Below are 26301 nucleotides of genomic sequence, written 5' to 3' on the forward strand. Positions count from 1 at the left end.
TTCTCAATCCAGTTGCCGGAACGCTGCCGGTGTCCTCGCAGCGGCAGCGTTCCCTTCGCGCCGGAGCATCCTTGTGCATTCAACCGAATGCACCTGCTCCTGAAGCGCGATACCGATCGCCGATCTCAGCCGCGCTGGTAGAGCGCGTAGGCTTCCTCGCCGGTCGCATCCTCGTGGATGATCGCCATCAGGCCGCGCACAACGGCGCTCGGATTGGCGTGCTGATAGATGTTTCGGCCATAGACCATGCCCATTGCACCCTGGCGCATCAAGGCCGCAGACTTGTCAAAGACATTGCGCAGGTCCTCCTTGCCACCGCCGCGCACCAGAACCGGGCAGCGCGCCGCCTCGACGACCCGGTGGAAATCCTCCGCATTCGTCGTCGGATCGGCCTTGACGATATCCGCCCCCATTTCGCGTGCAAGCCTTGTCAGCGTCACGATCTTCTCGGCGTCGCCGTCGACCATGTAACCGCCATGCTCGGTCACCGGCTGCATCACCAAGGGCTCGATCATCAGCGGCATGCCGTATTTGTCGCAATCGGCGCGGACCCGCGAGATGTTGGCGACGCATTGGCGGAAGAGATCCGGCTCGTCCGGCAGCATGAAGAGATTGACGACGACGCAGGCGGCATCCATCGCCAGCGCGCCGATCAGCGGCTCGGCTTCGTTCTGCAGCACCGCCCACATCTGTCGGTGGCGGATGCGGTTATAGGGGTTGCCCATGTCGATGCGCATGACGAGCGCCGGCTTGTTCTTGCCGGGCACCTCCTGCAACAGGTCAGCCTGGCCGTAGTTCATCTGGATGGCGTCCGGGCCAGCGGCGACCAGCGCCTTCACCACGGACGACATGTCCTCGAGGCCGTTCAGGAAGGACGGTTCGTTGCAGACACCGTGATCGATCGCGACGTCGAGGCAACGTCCACCACCGAAAAGACGGTTCATCCGGACCTTGCTGTTGTTTCGCATAATGCACTCCTTTGTTCGTTCCGTACGGATAGGGTTTGTTCGTCGACGCCATGGCGCTCGGCGAGAAGGGTAAGAAATCGCTTACGCTCTGTTGCCGCCTGCACCGGCGGCCAGTGTTTCTCGATCGCCAGCAAGGCAAGCGCCGCATCCACCATATCGAGCGAGAGCTCGCCAGATATCGCCAGCGTCGTGCGGCGCAGCAGCAGATCGTCGAGATGTTCGACGGCCTCGCTGCGGATCAGGAACTGCAGCTCGCGCGCCGAATAATCGGGATGCGGCAAGGCATGATCCGTGCCGGCGGCGATGAAATCGGCAATCAGGGTCGAGTCGGTTCCGTAGCGTGCAAGCAGGGTGTGCACGCGCGCCCCGGAAAGGCCGGTCGCCGCGGCGACATCGTGAACCCAGGCCTCACGGTCGGACGGAAAGTGCCGGCCGCCCCCGATGGCACGATCGCCGGTCGATACGCGGCGCTGCTTTTCGAGCCGCTTCAAAGCGAGGTCCGCCGCCATTTCGCCGAAGGAACGGAACGTCGTCCACTTGCCGCCGATCATGCAGAGCACCGGCGCTCCGCCATCGCGGCACTCGACGAAGGTGCAGAAGTGGTCGCGCGGGATACGGCCAGTGAAGCTGTCCTGGCTCGCCGGCAAGGGCCGCACGCCTGCAAATTGATAGACCACCTCGTCGGGTCGGATCTTGATGTCGGGCAGCACGAAGGCGAGCGATTGCAGGATGTAGTCTCGCTCGTCCGGCTCACAGCGAACGGTTGACGGGTCATCAACACGGATGTCCGTCGAGCCCACCAGCACCTTGCCGAGATAGGGAAAGAGGATGCAGATGCGCCCATCCTCGTTCTCGTAGTAGATCATGTGGCCGTCGAGTGCTTCCATCAGCGCCGTATTGTCGATGATGAGGTGCGATCCCTTGGTGCCGCCCATCAGCGGCGCCGGCTTCGACGCCGCGGCAAACAGCGCGCTGTTGGCGATATCGATCCAGCCGCCGGTGGCGTTGATGATGAGGCTCGGCTCGATCGCAGCCGAGGCGCCGCTGATACCGTCCTTCAGTTCGAAGCGTCCGGGGGCTGCAAGCGTCAACTCCGCATAGTTGAGCGCGCCGGCATGAGAACCGGCGGCGAGACCGTCCTTCAACAGCTCGATGCCGAGGCGCTCCGGCTGGCTGACCCAGGCGTCGTAGTAGGTGGCCGAGCTCTTGATGTCGGGATTGAGCGCCGGCCAGCGGGCAAGTGTGGCACGCCGGCCGCGAAAGGCGTGCTTCGGCATCAGCGCCCGCTTGCGCGTCAGGAAATCATAGATGCCAAGGCCCATCTTGACCGCGACCGCGCCGCGGCGGCTCGGCCGGCGCGTCAGGCCCAGGAAGCGCACGGCGCCATTGGCGAGACCGGAGAAGATATCGAAGACCGGCACCGTCGTCGGCAAGGGCGCGACGTAATGCGGTGCGTTCTTGAGCAACCGGTCGCGCTCGACGAGCGATTCCCTGACCAGGCTGAACTCGCCGTTTTCGAGATAGCGCAGCCCGCCATGTACCATGCGCGACAGAGCCGCACTGGCACCCGAACAGTAGTCGTGCTTTTCGACGAGCAGCACGTTCACCCCCTGCAGCGCCAGTTCGCGAAAGACGCTGAGGCCGTTGATGCCGCCGCCGAGGACGCACACGTCCACCTTCGGGCTCTTGGCGAGCCCGTTGAAAATCTCTTCACGGTTCATGATGGCAGTCCGTTAGCTGTCCATGTTGACGAGTTTCGCCGCGATCACCGCGTCGATGCCCTTAAGGTCGTCATGATCGAGCCGGATCGTCCCGGCCCTTGCATTGTCGAGAGCTTGCGCCGGATTGCGTGCGCCACAGAGCGCGAAGGTCACGCCCTCCTGGGCAAGCGTCCAGGCAATGACGATCTGGGCGATCGTCGCGCCATGTTTTTCCGCGACCGGCCGGATCGCCTTGGCAAAGGCTGCGACTTTCTCACGGTTGCCGACCGAGAAGCGCGGGTTGTCGCGCCGCTGGTCGTCGCCGGAAAACACCCGCTCCGGCCCGATGCTGCCCGAGAGAAGGCCAAGCGCCAGCGAGGAATAGCTGAGCGTCGCAACGCCGTTGCGCTTCGTCAGCGGCAAGAGCTCCGTCTCGATCTCGCGATCGATCATGCTGAAGCGTTCCTGGATCGCGTCGAGCCCGCCGGTCGCGATGTACTGCTGCAGTTCGCCGCGTTCGACATTGCTGGCGCCGATCGCCCTGATCTTGCCGGCGGCGCGCAGCTCTTCGAGCGCGGCCATGGTCTCCTCGATCGGCGTCGTCGGGTCCTGCCAATGGGTGATGTAGAGGTCGATGTAGTCGGTGTCGAGCCGCTTCAGGCTCTGCTCGACCTCGTGATGGATCGCATCTCGGCCGAGGTAGCGGTGCACCGGCTTGCCGTCCTGGTCGAAGAAGTGCTTGCCCTTGTCCGTATGCCAGACGAGCCCGCACTTGGTGGCGATGATTGCCTTGTCGCGGCGGCCGGCCAAAGCCTTGCCGACAATCTCTTCCGAGCGGCCGAGGCCATAGGCCGGCGCCGTATCGATCAGCGTCACACCGGCGTCCAGCGAGGCCTGGATCGCCGCGATCGATTCCCGCTCGTCCGTGCCGCCCCACATCCAGCCGCCGATCGCCCAGGTACCGAGCCCGACGGCCGAAGCCTTCACGCCCGATCGGCCGATCTCCCGTTTCAATTGATCCCCGCTCATGCCAGAAGTCCCTTTTCGCTTGCCATGGCGAGCACGCGCTCGCCGGTCGCCTCGTCGGTTACCAATGTGTCGAGGTGGTGTCCCCGCATGACGCTGAGGATCGGTCCGGCCTTGTTCGGTCCGCTCGCAACCCCGATCTTCGTCGGGATCGAGGCAAACTCCTGAAGCGTCAGCGACACCAGGGAACGGTTGAGGCTGTAATCGCAGACCTGGCCCTTTTCATCGAGCAGATGGGCGAGCAGTTCGCAGCTCGCACCTGAGCGCTCGATCGCCGCCCGGTCGGTGCTCGAGGACGGATGCAGGTCGTAGTAACTCGAATCGTCGGAAAGGATCGAACCGATGCCGACCACCGCCACCTTCGCCTCGCGCGCCCTGCCGAAAACATCGGCGACCGAGCGCATGTTGATCAGCATCGCCCGCTCGGCAGCGCTGTCGGCAAAGAGCGGCGCGTGGATCTGGAAGGACCGCCCGCCAAGCCGATCGGCCATCATCGTCGAAACATGGTTTACATCCGTATAGTGCTTGCCCTGGACGCAGCCCGTACCGGGAATGACCTCGACATCGAAGCGGCGCGGCGCCTGCAGCCCGGCGACGACGGCGCTGACACCTTTGCCGCCGGTGATGCAGATCGTGTCGCCGTCACCGATCTCTTCGAGCAACAGCCGGGCGGCCGCCTCGCCGACCGCCTGGAGGGCGGTCTGCTGGTTTTCGGAGACGGTGGGCACGACTATTGCGCGGCGGATGCCGCCGATCGCCAGCAGTTGCTCTTCCATGTCGACCAAGGGCTCGATCGGCGACTTGATCTTGATCTCGACGAGGCCGAGCTGGCGGCCGCGCTTGATCAGGCGGTTAACGGTCGGCTGTGAGATGCCGAGCCGGTCGGCGATCTGCGACTGGGTGAGCCCTTCGAGGAAGTGCAGGACGAGCGCCTGGTGCATCTGCCGTGCGACGACGAGTTCTTCTCGGGCGCTCGAAACCGGGGACAAGTTGGGTTTGGCAATCGGCATGGTCAGGCGGCCTTCCGCTTGTGCAGCAAGTGGTCGATGGAGACGGCAGCCAAGAGAATGCACCCCTTGATCATGTCCTGCCAATAGACGGAGACGTCGAGCAGGATCAACGAGCTGGTGACGACCGAGAGAAGAGCGATACCGAGGATGGCGCCGAGGATGGTGCCCGAGCCGCCGTTGAGCGAGGCGCCGCCGATGACGGCTGCCGCGATGATGTTGAGCTCCATGCCGACACCGAAGGTGGGCGTCGCCGCACCGAAGCGCGACATGTAGATGACGCCGGCGACACCTGCGAGCGTCGAGCAGAGCACCGTCACCCAGAACTTCACCTGCTTGGTCTTGATGCCCGAATAGAGCGCCGCCTTCTCGTTGCTGCCGGTATAGAAGACCTTGCGGAAGGCGGTCGCCCGGCGCAGCAGGAAGTCGAAGAGCACGACGACGGCGACAAAGATCAGGATGACATAGGGCACGCCGTGGAAGGTGCCCTGCCCCACGGCTTTGAAGGACGCCGGCAGCGTGAAGAGCGACAGCGGCGTGCCCTTGGTGATGACGAGGCAGAGGCCGCGCACGATGACCATGGCGGCCAGCGATGTGATGAAGTGATTGAGCCCGACCACGGTGACGAAGAAACCCATGATCATGCCGATCATGCTGCTGGCGAGGATGCCGACCAGCGAGGCCGTCCAGGGATCGACACCGGCGAGGAACAGCGAACCGGCGAGCACCATGGCGAAGCAGACGACCGAGCCGACGGCGAGGTCGATGCCGCCGACGATCAGGAGGATCGTCATGCCAACGACGACGATGCCTTCGACCGAGAAGCTCATCAGCATGGCGCGCATGTTGCCGAAGGTGAGGAAGTGCGGCGAGGCGAAGCTCATGACGATGCCGAGCGCCAGGATGATGGCGATCAGCCCCGCCTCGCGCATCGTGCCGATGCGTTTCCAGGCAGGCGCCTGCGCATGCGTTGCAACCATCGTATCAACAGCCATTTCCGCCTCCCCGGCTCTTTCCGTTCTTTCAGGCGACATTTGCCGGCCTGCCTGTTGCGATCAGATCCGTCTGCGTCACGCCGGACGCCAGGCGGATCACCGCCTCCTCGCTCATTTCTCTGTCATCAAGCTCGCCGGCGATCACACCTTCCCGCACGACCAGAACCCGGTCGCAGAGCCCGAGCAGCTCCGGCAGTTCGGACGAAATCACCACGATGCCGATGCCGGCTTCCGCCAGTTCGCGCAGCAGCCGATGGATCTCGGATTTCGCGCCGACATCGATGCCGCGCGTCGGCTCGTCCATGAGGATCACCTGCGGCCGCACGGCGAGCTGCTTGGCGATCGCCACCTTCTGCTGGTTGCCGCCCGACAGCGACGACACCGGCATCTCGATGCCGCCCATGCGCACGCCGAGCCGGCGAACAAAATCGTGGGCAAGATCGGCTTCCGCCCGGGAATTCAGCAGACCGAGTGGCCCGGTCAGCGTCTTCAGGTCGAGCACCGAAATGTTCTGGGCGATGGACAAGTCGACGAACACGCCGGACCCCTTGCGATCCTCCGAGAGGTAGACGATGCCGGCATTAACGGCGTCGCGGTAGTTGCCGATGCGCTGCGGCTTCCCGCGGAGCGCAATCTCGCCCTTGGATTTTGCCCTGAGACCGCAGATCGCTTCGGCGATTTCGGTCCGGCCCGAGCCGATCAAACCGCCAATGCCAAGAATTTCGCCGCGCTTCAGATCGAAGGACACGTTGTCGATGCGGTCGCCGTCGCTCAAATCCCGCACCGAAAGAATGGTCTCGTCCGAGCGCATCTCCGGTGCCTGTTTCGGCGGATAGAGCTGGCTGATCTCGCGGCCGACCATGCGGCGCACGACATCGTCAGGCGTGACATCCGCGATCTTTTCGGTGACCACATGCCGGCCGTCGCGAAACACGGTGACGCGGTCGCAAAGCGAAAAAATCTCGGCCATGCGATGGCTGATGTAGATGATCGATATGCCCGCGGCCTTGAGGTCGCGGATGATGCCGAAAAGTGCTTGGGCTTCGGCCTCCGTCAGCGCCGCGGTCGGCTCGTCGAGGATCAAGACGCGGCAGTCGAGCGTCAGCGCCTTGGCGATCTCGACCAGCTGCTGGCTGGAAATGGCAAGGTCGGCGACCTTGCGGCGGACGTCGATCGGCGCCAGCCGGTTCATGACACCTTGCGCCTCGCGCTCCAGCGCGCCGTAGTTCATCAGCGGCGAGCGGCGGCGGTTGGTGGCGGCCATGAACATGTTTTCCGCCACCGTCGCATCCGGGCAGAGCGCAATTTCCTGATGGACGAGGCCGATGCCGAGGGTCTGGGCAATCGCCGGCGAGGCGATCTTCACGGGCGCCCCATCGACCAGCACCTCGCCGTCATTCGGCTGCAGCACACCGGCAATGATGTTCATCAGCGTGGATTTTCCCGCGCCGTTTTCGCCGCAGAGCGCGTGGATTTCTCCGCGCTCGAGCCGAAAATCCACCTCCGTCAACGCCTTCACCGCACCGAAATGCTTGGTGACGCGCCGGACCTCCAGAACCGGTTGTGCTGTCATGCCGTCCTCCACCCGCAGTCCTGGCTGCCCGGAAACGAACCGGGCAGCCAATTCATGGATCTTACTCGTCGATGCCCTTGGTGCCACGACGCTTCAGGTACTTGTCCCAGTAGAAGTCGTCGGCATTTTCGGCGGTGACGATGGAAAGGCCATTGTCGACCACGGGGATGCTCATCGGGTTGAAGCCCGAGCGCTTGGCGTCGTTCATCGGATCGATCAGCTCCGGGTGCTTGGCGAGCCAAAGCAGCATGAAGCCCATATAACCCTGCATGCCCTGGTTCGGGTTGATCGAACCGAAGACTTCGCCGGCCTTGATCATGTCGAGGATGTTGGCGTTGACGTCGGCGCACATGACGAGCACCTTGCCGCCGCTTTCCTTGCTGGCCTGAGCGGCACCGATGGCGGAGTTGGCTTCCGGCATGAATACGGCGCCGAGGTTCGGATTGGCCTGGATCAGGCTCATCAGCCCCTGATAGGCCTTGTTCGGATCCTGGTTCGAGGCCGCACGGCCGACGAGCTTCATGTCCGGCCACTTCTCGGCCATACGGGCGACAAAGGCGGCGATGCGCTTATCGTGATTGTCCTGGCCGGGGTTTTCGAGCACGGCGTATTCGCCCTTGCCACCCATCTTCTCGGCGATCGCGTCGGCGGCGTAGGTGCCTTCGCGGGTATTGTCCGAGGTGATGAAAGAGACGCGCTTCGACAGCGGCGAGTCCGCCGCAAAGGTCACGACCGCCGTGCCCTGATCGATCGCCCGATTGATCGGCTCGATGAACGGATCCGAGTTCATCGGATGCACCAGGATGCCGGCCGGGTTCTGGGCGAGCGCCTGGTCGAAGGTGGCGATCTGCTTGTTGACGTCATATTCCGGCGTGCCGGTGTATTCCGTCTCGCAGCCGAACTGCTGGCCGGCCTGCTTGAACATTTCATAGACCGGGAACCAGTATTCGACCCCCGATACCATGACGTTCATGACGTATTTTTCGCCGGGCTGGCAGCGAAACGGGTTCGCCGTTTCGGCGCTGGCCGAACCTGCCCAGAACGAAGCTGCAATGACCGCCAGAGCGGTCGTGCTGAGAAATTTGCGCACGCGTCCTCCTCGAGGCCGAAGCCCCTCCCAAAAACCGATAGGGTCGCTTCTCGCGACCGCTGAATGTATGAGTTCGCCGGAACTCCTCCTCGACTTCCGACGATTGCGATTAAAACCGCGGACTCACGCGCTGTCAATATAATTCACGGCATGAATAATAATTCATTTCGCGACGTGGAAAACCGCGAACGGGTCCTTCAATCTGCTGTCACGCGGATCGGCTAGACGGCTGCGATGATTACCCTGCAACAGATCGCCTTTCATGCCGGCTGCTCGCTGGCCACCGTCTCGCGTGTGCTGAAGGGCGAAGGTCCCGTCAGCGACGAGATGGTGCGGCGCGTGCGCCGGGCCGCCGCCGAACTCGGCTATCGGCCACAGCCGGCGGCAGGTCGCGCCGCCAGCCGCAGCCAACCGGTCGTCGGCGTGCTGGTGCCGAGCGTCACCAATCCGGTCTTCGCCGCCTCGCTCGGCGGCATCCAGCACCGCATGCAGGCGGCAAACCACGGCGTGCTGATTGCCCAGTCCAATTACGATCCCACACTCGAGGCGCGTGCAGTGCGCTCGCTGCTGGACCAACGCCCGACCGGGCTGATCCTGACGCTTTGCGACGCCAAGTCCAGCGAGGCGCTTTCGGCGGCACTGCCGCCGACAGTGCTCCTCAACAACCGGCCGGTCGCCCGATTTGCGGCCGCCGTCACCGTCGACAACTATCGCGCCGGCTACGAGCTGACCCGGCATATCCTCGACCACGGGCATCGCCGCATTCTCGTCGTCTCCGGACACTTCCGGTCGTCCGACCGGGCGCGCCTGCGCTATGACGGCTATTCCGCCGCCATGCAGGAAGCCGGTGTCCCGCCGATGGAGGCGGTCGAGATTCCCTTCGTCGACGGCTACGAGAACCTCGACCTTGGTACGGTCATCGCACATCACCGCCCGACCGCGATCATCGCCTCCAACGATCTTCTGGCGCTTGGCGTCATCGCGGCGCTCCGACGGGAAGGTCTCGCCGTGCCGGAAGACGTCTCCGTCGCGGGGTTCGACGGTATCGCGCTCGGGCGGCTGATGACTCCGGCCCTTACCACCATCGCGATGCCCGACGGCGACATGGGGGTCGCGGCGGCGGCGCTGCTGCTCGACATGGCAGAAAATGCCTCCCGCTGCCGCCACCTCAACCTCGATTGCCGCCTTTATCCCGGCGGAACCGTTCGCCACCTCGCCTGATCACGCAGAAACGCCGCCCGCGGAGTTTTCTCCGGGGCGGCGTCCATCGCTTGGATCCAGCATCAGCTGCGCGGCAGCAAGCTTTCGACTTCGGCCGCAGCCTCGTCCAGTGCTTCCTTCGGCGTCGCCGTCTGCTCGACGATGCGCGAGAGATTCTCAACGATCGTCTGCGTGACCTTCACGCCGTTGCTGCCGGGGAAGGCATACCACGGGCGCATCAGCGGCATCTGCTCCAGGCCGGCGCGGAACAGCGGGTTTTCCTTGTAGAAGTCGGCGAGATACTCGGGCGATTTAGCGGCCAGTTCGTTGTTCGGCACGTAACCGGTGCCCGGCACGACGACCGAGGCGCCATAGGGGCCGGCGGCGAACTTCGCGAACTTCCAGGCGGCTTCCTGCTTTTCGGCATCGCGCGTCAGGATGACGACGGCATTGCCGCCGGTCGGCAGCTTGCCCTTTGCCGGGTCGAGCAGAGGGATATGGGCGGTGCGCAGGTCGAACTTGTCGCCGACATTCTTGATGGTGTTGCGCAGCGCCCCCGTGGTCTGGAAGGCAAAGCCGACCTTGCCGGCAACGAAGGCCTGCTCGCCGGCCTGCTTGGTCAGAACCGGCAGGCCGCCTTCCTTGACCATGCGGTCGAGCACCTCGACGGCCTTCTGACCCTCAGGCCCGTTGAAGGCAACCGTGCTTTCGTCAGCAGCCAGCATCTCGCCGCCGGCGCCGAAGAGCAGTGCCGAGAACATCCAGTCGTCGCCCTGCCAGCGGAAATCGATGCCTTCGTTGCCGTCGCCAAGCGCCTTGATCTTCGCGCCGAGTGCGATGACCTCGTCCCAGGTCTTTGGCGGGTTTTCCGGGTCGCCACCGGCTTTGCGCACCAGATCGGCGTTGTAATACATGATCGGGTTGGAGGTGGCGAAGGCAAGGCCCACCTGCTTGCCGCCGACCTGGGCGAGCTTCAGTATGTTTTCGGAAAAGCCCTGCTCGGCCATATTGCCGTCCTTGGCGATGAACGGGCCGAGGTCGACGGGGATGTCACGCTCATTGACCATGCGCAGGCGGTTGAGGCCGATGAAGGTGAGATCGGGCATCTCGGCCGTACCGGCCTGACGCATGATCGTCTGGATGCCTTCCTCATAGGTCGCCGACGGGTTGGCGAAGGTGATCTTGATGTCGGGGTTTTCCTCCATGAACTTCTTCGAGATCGTGTCCATCACGTCCTTGAAGAAGCCGGGCATCGGATAATGCACCGTAAGCTGGGTCTCGGCATTTGCAGGGGCAGCGAGCATCAGCGATGCGGCAGCCGCGGTGAAAAGCTGTCTCAGATGTTTCATGGGTTGCGCTCCAGGTTGGACCGTTCAGCCTTTGAGACCGGTCATGGTGATGCCCTCGACGAAGCGTTTCTGCGCGAGCAGGAAAGCCGTCACGAGGGGAAGGGTGATGATGAGGGTCGCCGCCATCAGCGCGCCGTAGTCGTCGCCGGCTTCCGCGGCGCGGAAGTAGAGAAGACCGAGCGGCGGGGTCGCATAATCCTGGTTGGTGACGACGATCAGCGGCCAGAAGAGGTCGTTCCAGTGGGCGACCACCGAGAAGATCGCGAAAGCCGTGATCGCCGGCCAGGCATTCGGCACGATGACACGCGCGACGATGCCGGCCTCCGACATGCCGTCGAGCCTCGCCGCATGGATCAGGTCGTCGGGCATGGCGCGGAAGAACTGCAGGAACAGGAAGATCGCAAAGACCGAGATCGAGAAGGGCGCCACCAGTGCTGCGTAGCTGTTGAGCACCGACAGCCTGTCGAAGGCCATGTAAATTGGCAGCGCCGTTGCATGGATCGGCACGAGCAGGCCGAGCATGACCAGCACCATCATGGTGCGGGCCGCCCGAAACTTCAGCTTCGCCATGGCATAGGCGCAGGGGATGGCGACGACGATCTGGATGACGAAGATCAGGGCGCAAACGACGACGCCGTTGAAGAGCAGGGTCGTCATCGAGACGCGCGACAGCGCCTTGGAAAAGTTCTCGATATAGGACCACTGCTCAGGGATCAGCGACAGCGACGAGGAGAAGATCTCGCTCTGCGCCTTGCCGGCGGTCGAGATCATGAAGATGTAGGGCGCGAGGAAGATGAGGGCGCCGAGTGACAGGAGCGTCAGACGGGCGATGCGGGTGACGGAAAGAGTATTGGAGATCATGCGTAATGCACCTTCCGGTCAAGCACGCGGTATTGCAGGAACATCAGGACGACGAGGATGGCAAGGAAGACGACGGTCATCGCCGAGGCGTAGCCGACGCGGAGATAGACGAAGCCTTCCTGGTAGATGGTGAAAAGCAACACTTCCGAGGCCTTGTTCGGGCCACCTTCGGTCAGCGTCTTCACCGTCTCGAACACCTTCACCGAGTTGATGATGCTGATGGTAGTAACGAAGAGCGTCGTCGGCCCGAGCATCGGCCAGGTCACGAGCCGGAAGCGGTCGAACCAGGACTTGGCGCCGTCGACTTCGGCTGCGGCATAGAGTTCGCGCGGGATGGCGGTGAGGCCGGCGAGAAACAGCACCATGTTGAAGCCGACGGACTGCCAGATGCCGATGATCGAGAGACCATAGAGCACCGTGCCGGAGGCGCCGAGCCAGTTGGGGCCGGCAATGCCGAAGAGCGCGAGGAAGGTGTTGATCGGGCCGATGGTCGGATGGAAGAGGAACTGCCAGACGGTCGCCATGGCGACGAGCAGCGAGGCGACCGGCAGGAAATAGACCGTGCGGAAGAACGCCCGCCCCTTTGTTTCCGCCTCGATCAGCATGGCGATCGAAAGCGAGAGCACGATCGAAACCGGCGTGACGATCGCGGTGTAGACGGCGGTGTTCCAGAGCGAGCGGCGGAAGGTACGGTCGCCAAGGAGTTCGACATAGTTTTCGAAACCGACAAAACGGAAACTGCCGTAGCCGAGTTCGAAGTCGGTAAAGCCGAGCACAATCACAGCCAGCGTCGGCAACAGGATGAAGAGGAACAGGAGGACGATTGCCGGCAGCGCGAGCAGCCCGGCGATGCGGGCCTCGCGCCGGTCGGGGAGGTAGGCGGCTTCGACGGGGGCGCGAGACTGTCGCCGCACGGCATCGGCAGGAGAAAACGGTCCGGGTTGTGCCATGGAGTACCCCCCTCTGCCCTGCCGGGCATCTCCCCCACAAGGGGGGAGATGGGCTAGTGGCGCGCTCTCGCCCGGACCGACGCGCTCTGAAGTCTCAATGCTAACCGCTTCAAGACCAACGGCTTTACGCCCCGCCGTTTCGTCGCCGACAACTTGCCCCGATTGCTCCCCCGGCAAGGCAAGCGAGGTCCGGGACGTTGCGTCCATCTGATCTCCCCCCTTGTGGGGGAGATGCCCGGCAAGGCAGAGGGGGGTATCGCCAGTCGCAATACCGCGCTCCGCCGCCAGATTGTGGTCGCTGCCCCCCTTAGCCATGGACCTTCTCCAAGGACGCGGCGATCGCGATCGGCTCCGCCTCAACGCGAGCGCCTTCCTTATCGAAGAGCACCGTGCGCTCCGGCATGATCTCGACATCGACCGGCTGGCCGAGGGTGAGAGAAGCGGCTTCAGACGGCGTCGCCTTCGACGTCATCACTTCGCCGATCGCGTCAAGGCGGGCATGGACGATGACCTCAGAACCGAGGAACTCCATGCGCTCGACCCGCGCAGACAGTCGACCGGCAGCGGCCGCGCGGAAACGGACGAATTCCGGGCGAATCGCTAGTTTCACCGGTGCGTCCGGCGCCTGCCCGCGCTTTGCCAGCAGGGCAAGATCGCCAAAGCGCACGATGCCGGCGGCGTCACTGCGGGTTTCGAGCACATTGACCTTCGGCTGGCCGAGGAAGCGCGCGACTTCGATATGGGAGGGGTTGTCGTAGATCTCCTTCGGGCTCGCCAGTTGCAGGAGATTGCCGCCGATCATCACGGCGACCCGGTCGGCCATCGACAGCGCTTCCGACTGGTCGTGGGTGACGTAGAGCGTCGGCACGCCGGCCCGGCGGTGCAGGTCGACGATCTCGCCACGGGCATGGACGCGCAGGTTGGCGTCGAGATTGGAGAGCGGCTCATCCATCAGGAAGACCGCGGGACGGCGCACCATGGCCCGGGCGAGCGCCACGCGCTGGCGCTGGCCGCCGGACATCTGGCCGGGCTTGCGGTCGAGCAGATGGTCGATCTTCAACGCCAGCGCCATCTCCTTGACCTGTCGCTGAATGTCGCTGCGGATCTGCTTCTGCCCCGGCAGAAGATTGCCTATGACCGGCAGGCGCTGCGTCGCTGTCAGCCGCCGCATGGCGAGCGGCACGGCGATGTTCTGGCCCGCCGTCAGATGCGGATAGAGAGCATAGGACTGGAAGACCATCGCGACATTGCGATCGGCCGCGACCATGCGGGCAACGCTGCGGCCGCCGATGACGATCTCGCCGCTGTCGCCGTGATCGAGACCGGCGACGATGCGCAACAGCGTGCTCTTGCCACAGCCTGAAGGGCCGACGAGCGCGATGAACTCACCAGCCTCCGCCTCCAGGCTGACGCCCTTCAATATGGCGTTGCCGCCATAGGATTTGGTGATGCCGCGAAGCGAAAGCACGCTCATTGCGCCGCCTCCACAAGGACCTTCTTCTTCGCCGCCAGCGGATAGACTTCCTCGACGATCGGATCGAGCACATGGTTGACGAGGCCCGGAACCCGGACGATTTCGCTCGAGACGCCAGCGTCGGTGAACTCGTGCACGACGGCGCCGACCAGCCGCTCGCCCGGCATCGGCCGTTCCAGCGTGTCGATGATGAAGGAGGTCGGCGGCGCCCAGACGAGCGAGGTGCCGGCATGTTCACCCGCCCAGGCCCAGTGCAGGTGGCCGCTTGCATGCAGCGCCACCTCGGCATCGGCGAAGAGCTCAAGGAGGCGCTGGCGCTGGCGCGGACGAATGCCCCAGTAGCCGGTGTCGCCTTCCAGCGGGTCATCGACGAAGAGCGGCTTGTGCGCGAAGATCGCCACCTGGCGGCCATCACGCCCCTGCAACTGTTCTTCTAGCCAACGGAACTGCCTGTCCTCCTCCTCGTCCTCGAAGCCGAAGAGCAGGCTGTTGAGCCCGATCAGCCGCCAGTCGCCGTGGTCGCGGCCCCAGTAGTCCGGACCGGCGAGCCGGCGCCAGCGGGCAAGCCGCTCAGCATCGACCGGCTGGTGCGAGCCCGGCAGGTGGCCGACATCGTGGTTGCCGGGAACGGTCAGCACCGGCATCGAGAGCTGGCCGATCAGGCCGAGCGAGAAGGCAATGTCGTCTTCGTGGTCGGCACCGTCGATCGTCACGTCGCCGGTATGGACGACGAGATCGGGCGCCACCTCCTCGATCCAGGCGCGAACCGGTTCCCAATTGCCGTTGAAATGGCTTTTGGCGGGGCTGAGATGGGTGTCGCTGATCTGGACGATCTTCATGGAAACGGGCCTCCGACGATGGATTGCGGTATCCGCGTCGGAGAGCTGTTCTCCCCTCGTCTGCGGTTGGCCGCAGTCTTTAGGGAGCCGCCATGTCAGATTGGTAACAGCCGTTCTCAGCTGATTTTCAGTTTCTCCATGAAAGCGTCATCTTCAGAAAACCCGACAGGCCGCGAAATCGGCGCGGACGTGCGCCCATTGAGGTGGGTCGCCGTTGTGTACGCCGAACTTCAGAGCGTTGCGCCGCGCTCGGCCCGCGATGTCGTCGGGCAGGATTGCTCCATCACGGTCGAAAGCATCGCGTTCGACGCGTCAGCCTCGGCGACGACCCACTCACGAAAGGCCTGGATCTTCTTCTGCCGCCTGCTGCTTTGCGGATAGACCAGCCAGTAGGCGCGGCCGTCGCGCACGACATGCTCGAATGGCCGGATCAGCCTGCCGCTCTTCAGCTCATCCATCAGGAAGGTCGAGACGGCGATGGCAATGCCGTGATCCGCCAGGGTCGTGGCGACATCCATCGCCTGGACGTCGAAGATCAACTCGGTGCCGTTGCTTGCCGGTGGCTCGACGCCGGTTTCGATCATCCATCGCCGCCACCAGTTGGCGTTGCCGAAACGCCGGACTCTGAGAACGTCGGAGGGCTCCTTGAGCTGGTGTTTTTCCAGGAAGGACGGGGTGCAGATCGGCACGTAATCGAGCGGGAACAGCGGAAACACGTCGTTGCCCGGCCAGTCGCCAGCGCCGCTGCGCACCGCAAGATCGATGGCGTCACGCTTGAAGTCGACCAGATCGGTCGACATGTGCACCCTTATGCTGATGTTCGGGTGGGCCGTCTGAAACGATGCGAGCCGCTGGCCGAGCCAGCTCGAGACGACGGTCGGAAGCACCGAAATGTGCAGGTGGTGTTCGGTCTTGTCGGCGATCTCGGAAAAAGCCGCGCCGAGAAGGTCGATCGCCTCCGTCACCTTTGGCGCGAGCTGCCGCCCGGCGGCGGTCAGCCGCACTTCGCGCGGGAGGCGCACGAACAGCGGCGCGCCGATACGATCCTCCAAGAGCCGGATCTGGTAGCTGACGGCCGCCTGCGTCATGCCGAGCTCTTCGGCGGCGCGGGTGAAACTCAGGTGCCTGGCCGCCGCCTCGAAGGCGCGCACCGCACTCATGGGGGGAATCTTGCTCATGGAACTGAGATAAGCATTCTTTATGCCAGTATGCGAGAAATCGCTTTGCGCGAAGCCGCAAAAACCCTCACTTTTTTCGCGAACACACGCCCTTGAGAAGAAGTGAGGATAGCAATGCTTAGCGCAGTGCGATCAACGATTTACCATGTCCTGAACTGGGCCGGCAACGCACTCAACCCGACCATCGCCATCGATGCCTTCAGCGAGTTCCAACTCCGAGACATCGGCCTGACGCGTGACCTGGAGCACATCCGCGCGCGCGTCGGCGATACGGCCGATCCGTGGCACTGGCCGGAGGAGGATGCTTCGACCAAGCCGCAACCGTCCCGTGTGCGGATAGCAATGGAAACACCTCGTCCTGCCACTGTCTCGCCGCGTGCGGCAGTGGGAGAAAATAAAGACATAAGCATTTCTTTATGCGATTGACGGAAAGCTCGGGACAGGGCATTGTCGCCCCATCGTGGTTCTTCGCCCGCCTTTTGGCGGGACGGAGCTAAGAGGGAATTCGGTGCGGCGCCTTGAAAAGCGCCAAGACCGGAGCTGCCCCCGCAACTGTAGGCGGAGAGCGGCCGTTCGATGATGTCACTGAGGAAGACGCCTCGGGAAGACGGAACGGTCCGCGACGACCCGCAAGCCAGGAGACCTGCCGCGATGAACAACGTCCACGGGCGGGGTGTCCGATGAGGCGCGTTGAGGACGCGGGATCGCTCTCGCGCCACGGCTGCGTCGCATTCAAGCCTTGCCCATAACCTTCGGGGTAAGGAAATGACCATCAAGACTGCCAATCTCGGCTTCCCGCGCATCGGCCGCCGTCGCGAACTGAAATTCGCGCTCGAACGCTATTGGGCCGGAAAGGCCAACCGCGACGAACTTCTCGATACCGGAGCGAAGCTCCGCGCCGAAAACTGGGCCGCGCAGAAGGCGCGCGGCATCGACGTCATCCCGTCGAACGACTTCTCCTTCTATGACCACGTGCTCGATGCCGCCCTGCTTGTCGGCGCAATCCCGCCGGCCTATGGCTGGAAGGGCGGCCCGGTCGATCTCGACACCTATTTTGCCATGGCGCGCGGCTCGACTGGCACGCCCTGCACCGCCGGCTGCAACCATTCGGGAAGCAGCGGCACTCCCGCGCTCGAAATGACCAAGTGGTTCGACACCAACTATCACTACATGGTGCCCGAGTTCGACACGGATCAGCGCTTCGAGCTCACCCACAATCAGCCGCTGGAAACCTTCCTGGAAGCTCAAGCCCTCGGCTATCGCACACGCCCCGTGCTTATCGGCCCGGTGACACTGCTGAAGCTCGGCAAATCGAAGGGCGGCGACTTCGATCCGATCGATCTGATCGAACGGCTCCTGCCCGTTTACGTGAGGGTCCTGGCGGAGCTTGCTGACGCCGGCGCCGATTGGGTCCAGATCGACGAGCCCTGCCTGGCGCTCGATCTCGCGGACAAGGACCGTCGCGCCCTCGACCTCGCCTATCGCACGTTCGACACCGACGTGCCCGGACTCAAGATCATGCTGGCGACCTATTTCGGCTCGATCGGCGACAACACGGCAACGGCATTGGCGCTGCCGGTCGCCGGACTGCATGTCGATCTCGTGCGCGCCCCGCAGCAGATCGACACGCTCATCCAATCGGCTCCGGCGGACCTGGTGCTATCGCTCGGGGTCACCGACGGCCGCAACATCTGGCGGACCGATCTGGCCGGCCTGTTCCGCCGGCTGCAGCCTCTCATTTCGGCCCACGGCCGCGACCGCATCGAGCTCGCACCTTCGTGCTCACTCCTGCACGTGCCTATCGATCTCGACCTGGAGCGTGCGCTCGATCCGGAACTGTCCTCCTGGCTCGCCTTCGCTACGCAGAAGCTCGAGGAACTCAGCCTGCTTGCCAGCGCCTTCGAGCCGGGGTTTGCCATTCCCGAGCACGTTTTCACCGCCTCGATCGCGGCTGCCCAAGCGAGGCTCACCTCCCTCAGGATCCATGATCCCCTGGTCGCCGGGCGCTTGAAAGCGCTGACGGATGCGGACAGCAAGCGGCAATCCCCGTTTGCGGCACGCCGGGCACTGCAGGCGAAGAAGCTGTCATTGCCGCTCTTCCCGACAACGACGATCGGATCCTTCCCACAGACATCGGAGGTCCGGCAGGCACGCTCGCTGCATGCCAAAGGCGAGCTCAGCTATGTCGATTATGTCGCCTATCTTCGGCGAGAGACCGAGCAGGCAGTGCGCTGGCAGGAAGAGGTCGGCATCGACGTACTCGTTCACGGCGAGTTCGAGCGCAACGACATGGTGCAATATTTTGGCGAGCAGCTCTCGGGCTACGCCTTCACCCAGAGCGGCTGGGTGCAGAGCTACGGATCGCGCTGCGTGCGTCCGCCCGTTATCTTCGGCGACGTTTCGCGACCGAACCCGATGACGGTCGAGTGGGCGACCTTCGCGCAGTCGCTGACCGATCGCCCGGTCAAGGGCATGCTGACGGGTCCGGTCACAATGCTGCAATGGTCCTTCGTGCGCGACGACCTGCCACGTTCGGTGGTGTGCCGGCAGATCGCACTGGCACTGCGCGATGAGGTCTCCGATCTCGAGGCCGCCGGCATCGCCATCATCCAGATCGACGAGCCGGCACTGCGCGAAGGCCTGCCGCTGCGAAAGGCCGATCGCAAGGCCTATCTCGACTGGGCGGTGGAGTGCTTCCGTCTCAGCGCAGCCGGCGTGAGCGATGCGACGCAGATCCACACCCATATGTGCTATTCCGAGTTCAACGACATCATGGCCGCAATCGCGGCGATGGATGCCGACGTCATCTCGATCGAGACGTCGCGATCGAAGATGGAACTGCTCGGCGCCTTCACCGACGAGGCCTATCCGAACGAGATCGGCCCGGGCGTCTACGACATCCATTCGCCACGCGTGCCCGGCGTCGAGGAAATCGTGCATCTCATCGAAAAAGCGACCGAGGGCCTCACGCCGGACCAGATCTGGGTCAATCCCGATTGCGGGCTGAAGACCCGGCGCTGGGAAGAGACGCGGCCTACCCTCGTCAACATGGTCGCAGCAGCGAAGGCGCTGCGCCATAGGCCAAGGGCTCCGTCACGCGAGTTCGTCCGCGCATGACCGACCACACTGAGACGGCGCCGGGGAGAACCTCGGCGCCTGCCACCCTTATCGACATCGTTTTTCCCGGGGATACCAATCACCACGGCACGCTCTTCGGCGGCGCCGGTCTCGCGCTCATGGACCGGGTCGCCTTCATCATTGCCACCCGTCACGGTCGCGTCCCCTTCGTGACCGCGTCCTGCGATCGGATCGACTTTCGTGCGCCAGCGCGCATCGGACAGATCGTCTGCTTCACCGGCCGCCCGGCGCGGGTCGGGCGACGTTCGATGACGATTGAGATCGAGATGATCGCCGAAGACATCGCCACCGGCGGCCGCCACCTATGCAGCCGGGGCACGTTCACCATGGTCGCCACGCCTGGTATCGAGCAAGCGGATTGGACATTGCCGCCGCTCGATCGAGCGATGACCGCGCCCGAAGAGGCGGGCACGCTATGCATGGTCGACATTGTCTTTCCCGATCAGGCCAACAGCTTCGGCGCCATGTTCGGCGGCGACGCCCTTGCGCAGATGACCAAGGCGGCCTTTGTCGTCGCGACGCGCCGGAGCCGCCGGACGACCGTGCTTGCCTCCTGCACCGGCATGGACTTCAAGCACCGGATCATGATCGGTTCGATCATCGAACCCATCGCCCGCATTGTGCGGACGGGTCGCAGTTCGGCCACCGTCGAGGTCGAACTCTGGTCGGAAGAGCTCCTCACCGGTCTGCGACAGCGGACTGTTACCGGAACTTTCGCTATGGTCGCCGTCGACGAGGACAACCGGCCCGTGGCCGCTTTCGCTGCTTGATGGAATGGGGCGTCCGCACCAGGGGCGCACCATCCACAGCCTTGGTGCCAAAGGCCCGTTTACTCCCCGTTATCCACACTGCAAAAGAAACTACCCTCCTACCCCCGCCGTCTGCACACGGAACCTATTGACGCAGATTTCCGATGAACTACTATATCTAGTGTTCGAGGTTCTTCCGATTCGCAAGAATTGGGAGCTAAGACGGGAATACGGTGCGCCGGCGGGTTTTCCGTTCAGGCTATGCCGTAGCTGCCCCCGCAACTGTAGACGGCGAGCAACTGTCCGGAATTGGACCACTGAGGCATGAGGCCTCGGGAAGGTCGGGATGGAAGCTGAGACCCGTGAGCCAGGAGACCTGCCTCGATCACCAAACGTCCACGGGCGGGGTGTCCGGAGGGGTTGAGTGCATTGCGGCAGGATGAGCCTGCTTCATCATCTCGACGTCTCCCCGGCAGCCTGTCGAAAGCTTCGGGGTGAAGTCATGTCAGTTTCTTCCAGTTCAGATCAACCTTCTGCGGAAGGGTGCGCTTTGTTGCGCGCCTGATCGAAAAATCGCGCCCTGAAAACCCGCATCCGCGGAATTCCTGAGCGCCCGACCAGAACGAGCCGGCCCGGTTGCGTAACCGACCTTGGGCCAGCTTGACGACATCAACTCTGGTCGAGGCGATCGGAGAACGATGTTTTGCGCCCTGTCGCCAAGCCCACGGTTCGCGTTCGCGCGACCCGACGACTTTTTGCGCCCATTTGCCAGACCCTCACGAGGAACCCATGTCGATCACCGTCTACAGCAAACCCGCCTGCGTCCAATGCACCGCCACAACCCGCGCGCTCGACCGCCAAGGCATCGACTATCGCCTCGTCGATATCTCCGAGGATTCCGATGCATTCGCGCTGGTGCAGGGTCTTGGCTATCGACAGGTCCCGGTCGTCGTCGCCGGCGAACGGCATTGGGCGGGCTTCCGTCCTGATATGATCGGTTCGCTTGCCTGAGGTGAGAGGCGATGGGCCTGATCGTCTATTTTTCCAGTCGCTCGGAAAACACCCATCGCTTCGTCGAAAAGCTCGGCCTTCGCGCAGCCCGCATACCGCTGAAAGACAGTAAGGACGCACTTACGGTCGCAGAGCCCTATGTGCTCGTCGTGCCGACCTATTGCGGCGACGATGGCCGCGGGGCGGTGCCGAAGCAGGTCATCCGCTTCTTGAACGACGCGGGCAACCGCTCTCACATCCGCGGCGTGATCGCAGCGGGCAACAGCAATTTCGGCGCGACCTACGGGATCGCCGGCGACGTCATTTCGGCCAAGTGCCGGGTACCCTACCTCTACCGGTTCGAGCTTCTCGGAACCGACGAGGACGTCGCCAATGTCAAAAACGGGATGGAACGATTTTGGACGTCACAACACTCGAACGCCCCTTGAAGGCGACGGAAGCAGCGCTGGATTATCATGCGCTGAACGCGATGCTGAACCTCTATGACGAAGAGGGGAGAATACAGCTCGACAAGGACCGGCAAGCGGCGAAACAGTACTTCCTCCAGCACGTCAACCAGAACACGGTGTTCTTCCATAACCTACGGGAAAAGCTCGATTATCTGGTGACCGAGGGCTATTACGAGCAGGAAGTGCTGGACCAGTATTCCTTCAACTTCGTGCGCGATCTCTATGACCACGCCTATTCAAAGAAGTTCCGCTTTCCGACTTTCCTCGGCGCCTTCAAATACTACACGTCCTATACGCTGAAGACCTTCGACGGAAAGCGTTACCTGGAGCGCTACGAGGACCGCGTCTGCATGGTGGCGATGGCCTTGGCGCGCGGCGACGAGGGGCTTGCCCGCGACCTCGTCGACGAGATCATTTCCGGCCGCTTCCAGCCGGCAACGCCCACCTTCCTCAACGCCGGCAAGAAGAGCCGCGGCGAACTCGTCTCCTGCTTCCTGCTTCGGATCGAGGACAACATGGAGAGCATCGGCCGCGCCATCAATTCGGCGCTGCAGCTTTCCAAACGCGGCGGCGGCGTGGCGCTGTCGCTTACCAACATCCGCGAGATGGGCGCGCCGATCAAGCAGATCGAAAATCAGTCCTCCGGCGTCATCCCGGTCATGAAGCTGCTCGAAGACAGTTTCTCCTATGCCAACCAGCTTGGCGCGCGCCAGGGCGCGGGTGCCGTCTATCTGCATGCCCACCACCCGGACATCATGCGCTTCCTCGACACCAAGCGCGAAAACGCCGACGAGAAGATCCGCATCAAGACGCTGTCGCTCGGCGTCGTCATTCCCGACATCACCTTCGAGCTCGCCCGTAACAACGAGGACATGTATCTGTTCTCGCCCTATGACGTGGAACAGGTCTATGGCGTGCCCTTCACCGAGATCTCGGTGACGGAAAAGTACCGCGAGATGGTCGAGGACGCCCGTATCCGCAAGCGGAAGATCAAGGCCCGCGATTTCTTCCAGATCATCGCCGAGATCCAGTTCGAGAGCGGCTATCCCTACATCATGTTCGAGGACACGGTGAACCGGGCAAACCCGATCGCCGGCCGCATCACCATGAGCAATCTCTGCTCGGAAATCCTGCAGGTGAGCGAGGCGAGCGCGTTCAACGACGACCTCTCCTACAAGCATATGGGCAAGGATATCTCCTGCAATCTCGGTTCGCTAAACATCGCCGCGGCCATGGACAGCCCGGATTTCGGCCAGACCGTCGAGACCTCGATCCGCGCGCTGACCGCCGTCTCCGAGATGAGCCACATCTCCTCCGTGCCTTCGATCGAGAAGGGCAACGACGACAGCCACGCGATCGGTCTCGGGCAGATGAACCTGCACGGCTACCTCGCCCGCGAGCGCATCTACTACGGCTCCGAGGAAGGTATCGATTTCACCAATATCTATTTCTACACGGTGACCTATCACGCGATCCGCGCGTCCAATCGACTGGCCGTCGAGAAAGGCGTGAGCTTCGGCGGCTTCGAAAACTCGAAATACGCCTCCGGTGAATATTTCGACAAATACACCGAGGCTGAATGGCTACCGGCGACCGAAAAGGTGAAAGACCTATTCGAGCAGGCGGGAATATCCATCCCGACGCAGGAAGACTGGCTGGAGTTGAAACGGGCGGTGATAGCTGGCGGCCTTTACAACCAGAACCTCCAGGCGGTGCCGCCGACCGGCTCGATCTCCTACATCAACCACTCGACCTCCTCGATCCACCCGATCGTCTCGAAGATCGAGATCCGCAAGGAAGGCAAGATCGGCCGCGTCTACTATCCCGCCGCCTTCATGACCAACGACAACCTGGAATATTACCAGGATGCTTATGAGATCGGGCCAGAGAAGATCATCGATACCTATGCCGCGGCGACCCAGCATGTCGATCAGGGCCTGTCGCTGACCTTGTTCTTCCGCGACACGGCGACCACCCGCGACATCAACCGCGCGCAGATCCACGCGTGGAAGAAGGGCATCAAGACTATCTACTACATCCGCCTTCGCCAGATGGCGCTCGAGGGCACGCAGGTCCAGGGCTGCGTTTCCTGCGCGCTGTAACTTTGCATTCCAGAAACGTGCCCCTCACCCTACCCCTCTCCCCGCTTGCGGGGAGAGGGGACGTGCCACACCGACGGTTCAGATGTTGTGAAGCGGCGCGGCATTGTCCCTTCTCCCCGCCTGCGGGGAGAAGGTGCCGGCAGGCGGATGAGGGGCAACCCTTCCCGCGCGGGTGAGGGGCACACACGATCACAAAGGTCCGACGACATGAACATGCACACCAAACCCGCAAGCCGCATCCGCGCCATCAACTGGAACCGCATCGAGGACGACAAGGACCTGGAGGTCTGGAACCGCCTCACCGGCAATTTCTGGCTGCCCGAGAAAGTGCCGCTCTCCAACGACATCCCCTCCTGGGCGACGCTGAAGCCGGAGGAGCAGACGCTCACCATCCGCGTCTTCACGGGCTTGACGCTGCTCGACACGATCCAGAATGGCGTCGGCGCTATCAGGCTGATGGAGGACGCCGCCACCCCGCACGAGGAGGCGGTTCTTTCCAACATCTCCTTCATGGAGGCGGTGCATGCGCGCTCCTATTCCTCGATCTTCTCGACGCTCTGCCTGACACCCGATGTCGATGACGCCTATCGCTGGTCGGAGGAAAACGAGTTCCTGCAGAAGAAATCGGCGCTGATCATGGCGGAATACGCCTCCGGCGATCCCTTGAAAAAGAAGGTCGCGAGCGTCTTCCTCGAAAGCTTCCTGTTCTACTCCGGCTTCTACCTGCCGATGTACTGGTCGAGCCGCGCCAAGCTCACCAACACCGCCGACATGATCCGGCTGATCATTCGCGACGAGGCGGTGCACGGCTACTATATCGGTTACAAGTTCCAGCGGGCTTTGGAGCGCTTGAGCGAAGAACGCCGGCAGGAAATCAAGGATTTTGCCTTCGACCTGCTTCTCGAACTCTACGACAACGAAGCGAAGTACACGGAGGCGCTCTATGACGGCGTCGGCCTCACCGAGGACGTGAAGAAGTTCCTGCACTACAACGCCAACAAGGCGCTGATGAACCTCGGCTACGAGGCGCTGTTCCCGGCCGAGGCCTGCAAGGTGAACCCCGCCATTCTCTCCGCCCTCTCGCCGAACGCCGACGAGAACCACGACTTCTTCTCCGGCTCCGGCTCGTCCTACGTTATCGGCAAGGCTGTGGCGACCGAGGACGAGGACTGGAATTTTTAAGGACGGTCCATTCGGTCATACCTGACAACAAAAGGCCGGCGAGGACATCCTCGCCGGCCTTTTGGTTCAGCAGTAGCAGCGCCTACTCTGCCGCGACCACCCGGCTGCGGCCGATCGTTGCTTGCGTCAGCAGGAAGGCGGCAAGGGCGCAAGCGGCGATCGCGCCGGCCATCGGCAGGGCCGTTCCATCGAAGAAGAGGCTCGCGATCACCATCGCGACGGCGGCGGTGACGAAGTGCAGCGTACCCATCAGTGCCGAGGCCGTGCCGGCGATCTCGCCGTGGTCTTCAAGCGCCAGCACCGCCGAGGTCGGGATAACCAGGCCGAGCACGCCATAGCCGACGAAGAGGAATGCGGCCATGACGGGCAGTTGGTTGAAGCCGAGGCTCATGACGATGAACATCGTGACCATGGTCAAAGCGAAGGCGCCGACGGCAAGCTGCATCACCCGTACCAGGCCGAAGCGCTCGCCGAGCCAGCCGGTCGCCTGCGAGACGGCGAAGAACGACACGGCGTTCATGGAGAAGGCGATGCTGTATTGCGTCGGCGTCAGCCCGTAGTGGTCGATCAAGACGAAGGGTGAGTTGGCGAGATAGACGAGGAAACCGGAGATCCCGAGCCCGCCGATGAAGGTGAGCGTCAGGAAATTGCGGTCGGACAGAAGCAAGCGATAGGCGGCAAGCGCGCCGGCGATGCTGCTGTCGGCGCGATCCTTCTTCGGACGCGTTTCCTGCAACTGCGTCGACAGCAGGATCAGGCCGATGAAGGCGGCGATCATCACCGCATAGAAGACGCCGCGCCAGCCGTAGAACTGGATGACGGCACTGCCGGCAAGCGGCGCCAGGATCGGCGAGATGCTGAAGACGAGCATCAGCATCGACATCAACCGCGCCGCCTGGACACCCGTGTGCATGTCGCGAACCACGGCGCGCGGAATGACCATGCCGGCGGCACCGCCGATGCCTTGCAGAAAGCGGAAGGCGATCAGGGTTTCGATGTCTGGGGCAAGGGCGCAGCCGATGCTGGCGACGGTGAAGAGGCCGATGCCGAGATAGAGCGGCGCCTTGCGGCCCCAGATATCGGAAAGCGGCCCATAGATCAGCTGCGAGATGGCGAAGGAGATGAAGAACGCCAGCAGGCTCAGCTGCACCACGCCGTTTTCGGCCGCCAGATCCTTGCCGATCGACGGCAGGGCCGGCAGGTACATGTCGATTGCAAACGGGCCGATCGCCGAGATCAGGCCAAGCACGATGGCCGTGCGGAGGAAGGACGTTGTCATGGCAATGAACTTTCAGAAATCGCGGCGCCGAAATCGCTGCCGCCCGGATTGAAACTCAAAGACATCGTCGTGCCAGGATCGAACGTTGGGGATACGCATCCTGCGCTGACTATTCCGTCCATTAATTTGGACACGATTGTCAAATTAGACAGCATTGTCTAAATCGTCAATGGCGCCTATC

The 26301-nt window shown here is 63.1% G+C and carries 22 protein-coding genes and 2 riboswitches; of the genes, 8 read left to right on the plus strand and 14 right to left on the minus strand.

What is annotated here, in order from left to right:
- Window positions 1-125 precede the first annotated feature (125 nt).
- The 7 genes from XB14_RS18990 to XB14_RS19020 all read right to left on the minus strand — a co-directional run bounded on the left by XB14_RS18990 (window position 126) and on the right by XB14_RS19020 (window position 8359).
- On the minus strand, window positions 126-968 hold the full coding sequence (locus XB14_RS18990) for a class I fructose-bisphosphate aldolase (RefSeq protein ID WP_077963163.1): 843 nt from the start codon (window positions 966-968) through the stop codon (window positions 126-128).
- Window positions 941-2689 carry a glycerol-3-phosphate dehydrogenase/oxidase gene (locus XB14_RS18995; protein ID WP_077963164.1) on the minus strand — a complete coding sequence of 583 codons (1749 nt, stop codon included), beginning with the start codon at window positions 2687-2689 and terminating at the stop codon, window positions 941-943. Before XB14_RS18995 ends, XB14_RS18990 begins: the two co-directional genes overlap by 28 nt.
- Window positions 2690-2701: 12 nt before the next feature.
- Window positions 2702-3697, minus strand: coding sequence for an aldo/keto reductase (locus XB14_RS19000; RefSeq protein ID WP_077963165.1), 996 nt, complete (start codon window positions 3695-3697; stop codon window positions 2702-2704).
- The gene (locus XB14_RS19005) at window positions 3694-4704 is read right to left on the minus strand and encodes a sugar-binding transcriptional regulator (protein ID WP_077963166.1); all 1011 of its coding nucleotides are present in this window, start codon (window positions 4702-4704) and stop codon (window positions 3694-3696) included. Before XB14_RS19005 ends, XB14_RS19000 begins: the two co-directional genes overlap by 4 nt.
- Before the next feature lie 2 nt (window positions 4705-4706).
- Window positions 4707-5696 (minus strand): ABC transporter permease, encoded by a 990-nt coding sequence (locus XB14_RS19010; RefSeq protein WP_077963167.1) that lies wholly within the window; start codon window positions 5694-5696, stop codon window positions 4707-4709.
- A 28-nt stretch (window positions 5697-5724) separates the two neighbouring features.
- Complete coding sequence (locus XB14_RS19015) at window positions 5725-7269, minus strand: sugar ABC transporter ATP-binding protein (protein ID WP_077963168.1); 1545 nt, start codon at window positions 7267-7269, stop codon at window positions 5725-5727.
- 61 nt (window positions 7270-7330) lie between these two features.
- Window positions 7331-8359: a substrate-binding domain-containing protein gene (locus tag XB14_RS19020; RefSeq protein WP_077963169.1), complete on the minus strand. Its 1029-nt coding sequence runs from the start codon at window positions 8357-8359 to the stop codon at window positions 7331-7333.
- Between the two features lie 234 nt (window positions 8360-8593).
- Between XB14_RS19020 and XB14_RS19025 the strand changes: the two genes are divergently transcribed.
- Entirely contained in the window at window positions 8594-9580 is a 987-nt protein-coding gene (locus XB14_RS19025; RefSeq protein ID WP_077963170.1) for a LacI family DNA-binding transcriptional regulator, read from the plus strand.
- A 62-nt stretch (window positions 9581-9642) separates the two neighbouring features.
- Here the strand turns inward: XB14_RS19025 and XB14_RS19030 are convergent, their stop codons facing one another.
- The 6 genes from XB14_RS19030 to XB14_RS19055 form a co-directional block, all read right to left on the minus strand.
- Window positions 9643-10908, minus strand: coding sequence for an ABC transporter substrate-binding protein (locus XB14_RS19030; RefSeq protein WP_077963171.1), 1266 nt, complete (start codon window positions 10906-10908; stop codon window positions 9643-9645).
- A 24-nt stretch (window positions 10909-10932) separates the two neighbouring features.
- Entirely contained in the window at window positions 10933-11769 is an 837-nt protein-coding gene (locus tag XB14_RS19035) for a carbohydrate ABC transporter permease (protein ID WP_077963172.1), read from the minus strand.
- Window positions 11766-12719: a carbohydrate ABC transporter permease gene (locus XB14_RS19040; RefSeq protein ID WP_077963173.1), complete on the minus strand. Its 954-nt coding sequence runs from the start codon at window positions 12717-12719 to the stop codon at window positions 11766-11768. Before XB14_RS19040 ends, XB14_RS19035 begins: the two co-directional genes overlap by 4 nt.
- A 307-nt stretch (window positions 12720-13026) precedes the next feature.
- The gene (locus XB14_RS19045; RefSeq protein WP_077963174.1) at window positions 13027-14193 is read right to left on the minus strand and encodes an ABC transporter ATP-binding protein; all 1167 of its coding nucleotides are present in this window, start codon (window positions 14191-14193) and stop codon (window positions 13027-13029) included.
- A complete protein-coding gene (locus XB14_RS19050) occupies window positions 14190-15032 on the minus strand; it encodes a metallophosphoesterase family protein (RefSeq protein WP_077963175.1) in 843 nt (280 codons plus the stop codon). Before XB14_RS19050 ends, XB14_RS19045 begins: the two co-directional genes overlap by 4 nt.
- 230 nt (window positions 15033-15262) lie before the next feature.
- The gene (locus XB14_RS19055; RefSeq protein WP_179119617.1) at window positions 15263-16192 is read right to left on the minus strand and encodes a LysR substrate-binding domain-containing protein; all 930 of its coding nucleotides are present in this window, start codon (window positions 16190-16192) and stop codon (window positions 15263-15265) included.
- A 132-nt stretch (window positions 16193-16324) separates the two neighbouring features.
- Here XB14_RS19055 and XB14_RS19060 point away from each other — a divergent pair, with 132 nt between their 5' ends.
- The 7 genes from XB14_RS19060 (at window position 16325) to nrdF (ending at window position 24841) form a co-directional block, all read left to right on the plus strand.
- Window positions 16325-16636: a hypothetical protein gene (locus XB14_RS19060; RefSeq protein WP_077963177.1), complete on the plus strand. Its 312-nt coding sequence runs from the start codon at window positions 16325-16327 to the stop codon at window positions 16634-16636.
- 18 nt (window positions 16637-16654) lie between these two features.
- Window positions 16655-16876: riboswitch (cobalamin riboswitch) on the plus strand.
- Window positions 16877-16975: 99 nt separating this feature from the next.
- Entirely contained in the window at window positions 16976-19327 is a 2352-nt protein-coding gene (gene metE, locus XB14_RS19065; RefSeq protein WP_077963178.1) for a 5-methyltetrahydropteroyltriglutamate--homocysteine S-methyltransferase, read from the plus strand.
- A complete protein-coding gene (locus tag XB14_RS19070) occupies window positions 19324-20118 on the plus strand; it encodes an acyl-CoA thioesterase (protein WP_077963179.1) in 795 nt (264 codons plus the stop codon). The genes metE and XB14_RS19070 overlap by 4 nt, the downstream gene beginning before the upstream one ends.
- Before the next feature lie 150 nt (window positions 20119-20268).
- Window positions 20269-20496: riboswitch (cobalamin riboswitch) on the plus strand.
- Window positions 20497-20886: 390 nt separating this feature from the next.
- On the plus strand, window positions 20887-21108 hold the full coding sequence (gene nrdH / locus XB14_RS19075; protein WP_077963180.1) for a glutaredoxin-like protein NrdH: 222 nt from the start codon (window positions 20887-20889) through the stop codon (window positions 21106-21108).
- Between the two features lie 11 nt (window positions 21109-21119).
- A complete protein-coding gene (nrdI, locus tag XB14_RS19080; protein ID WP_077963181.1) occupies window positions 21120-21536 on the plus strand; it encodes a class Ib ribonucleoside-diphosphate reductase assembly flavoprotein NrdI in 417 nt (138 codons plus the stop codon).
- Entirely contained in the window at window positions 21506-23659 is a 2154-nt protein-coding gene (gene nrdE / locus XB14_RS19085; RefSeq protein WP_077963182.1) for a class 1b ribonucleoside-diphosphate reductase subunit alpha, read from the plus strand. Before nrdI ends, nrdE begins: the two co-directional genes overlap by 31 nt.
- A 207-nt stretch (window positions 23660-23866) precedes the next feature.
- A complete protein-coding gene (nrdF, locus tag XB14_RS19095) occupies window positions 23867-24841 on the plus strand; it encodes a class 1b ribonucleoside-diphosphate reductase subunit beta (RefSeq protein ID WP_077963183.1) in 975 nt (324 codons plus the stop codon).
- Between the two features lie 82 nt (window positions 24842-24923).
- Here nrdF and XB14_RS19100 read toward each other — a convergent pair whose 3' ends face one another.
- The gene (locus XB14_RS19100) at window positions 24924-26120 is read right to left on the minus strand and encodes a multidrug effflux MFS transporter (protein WP_077963184.1); all 1197 of its coding nucleotides are present in this window, start codon (window positions 26118-26120) and stop codon (window positions 24924-24926) included.
- Window positions 26121-26301 lie beyond the last annotated feature (181 nt).

Source organism: Ensifer adhaerens, assembly GCF_002007205.1.
Lineage (GTDB): Bacteria > Pseudomonadota > Alphaproteobacteria > Rhizobiales > Rhizobiaceae > Ensifer > Ensifer adhaerens_D.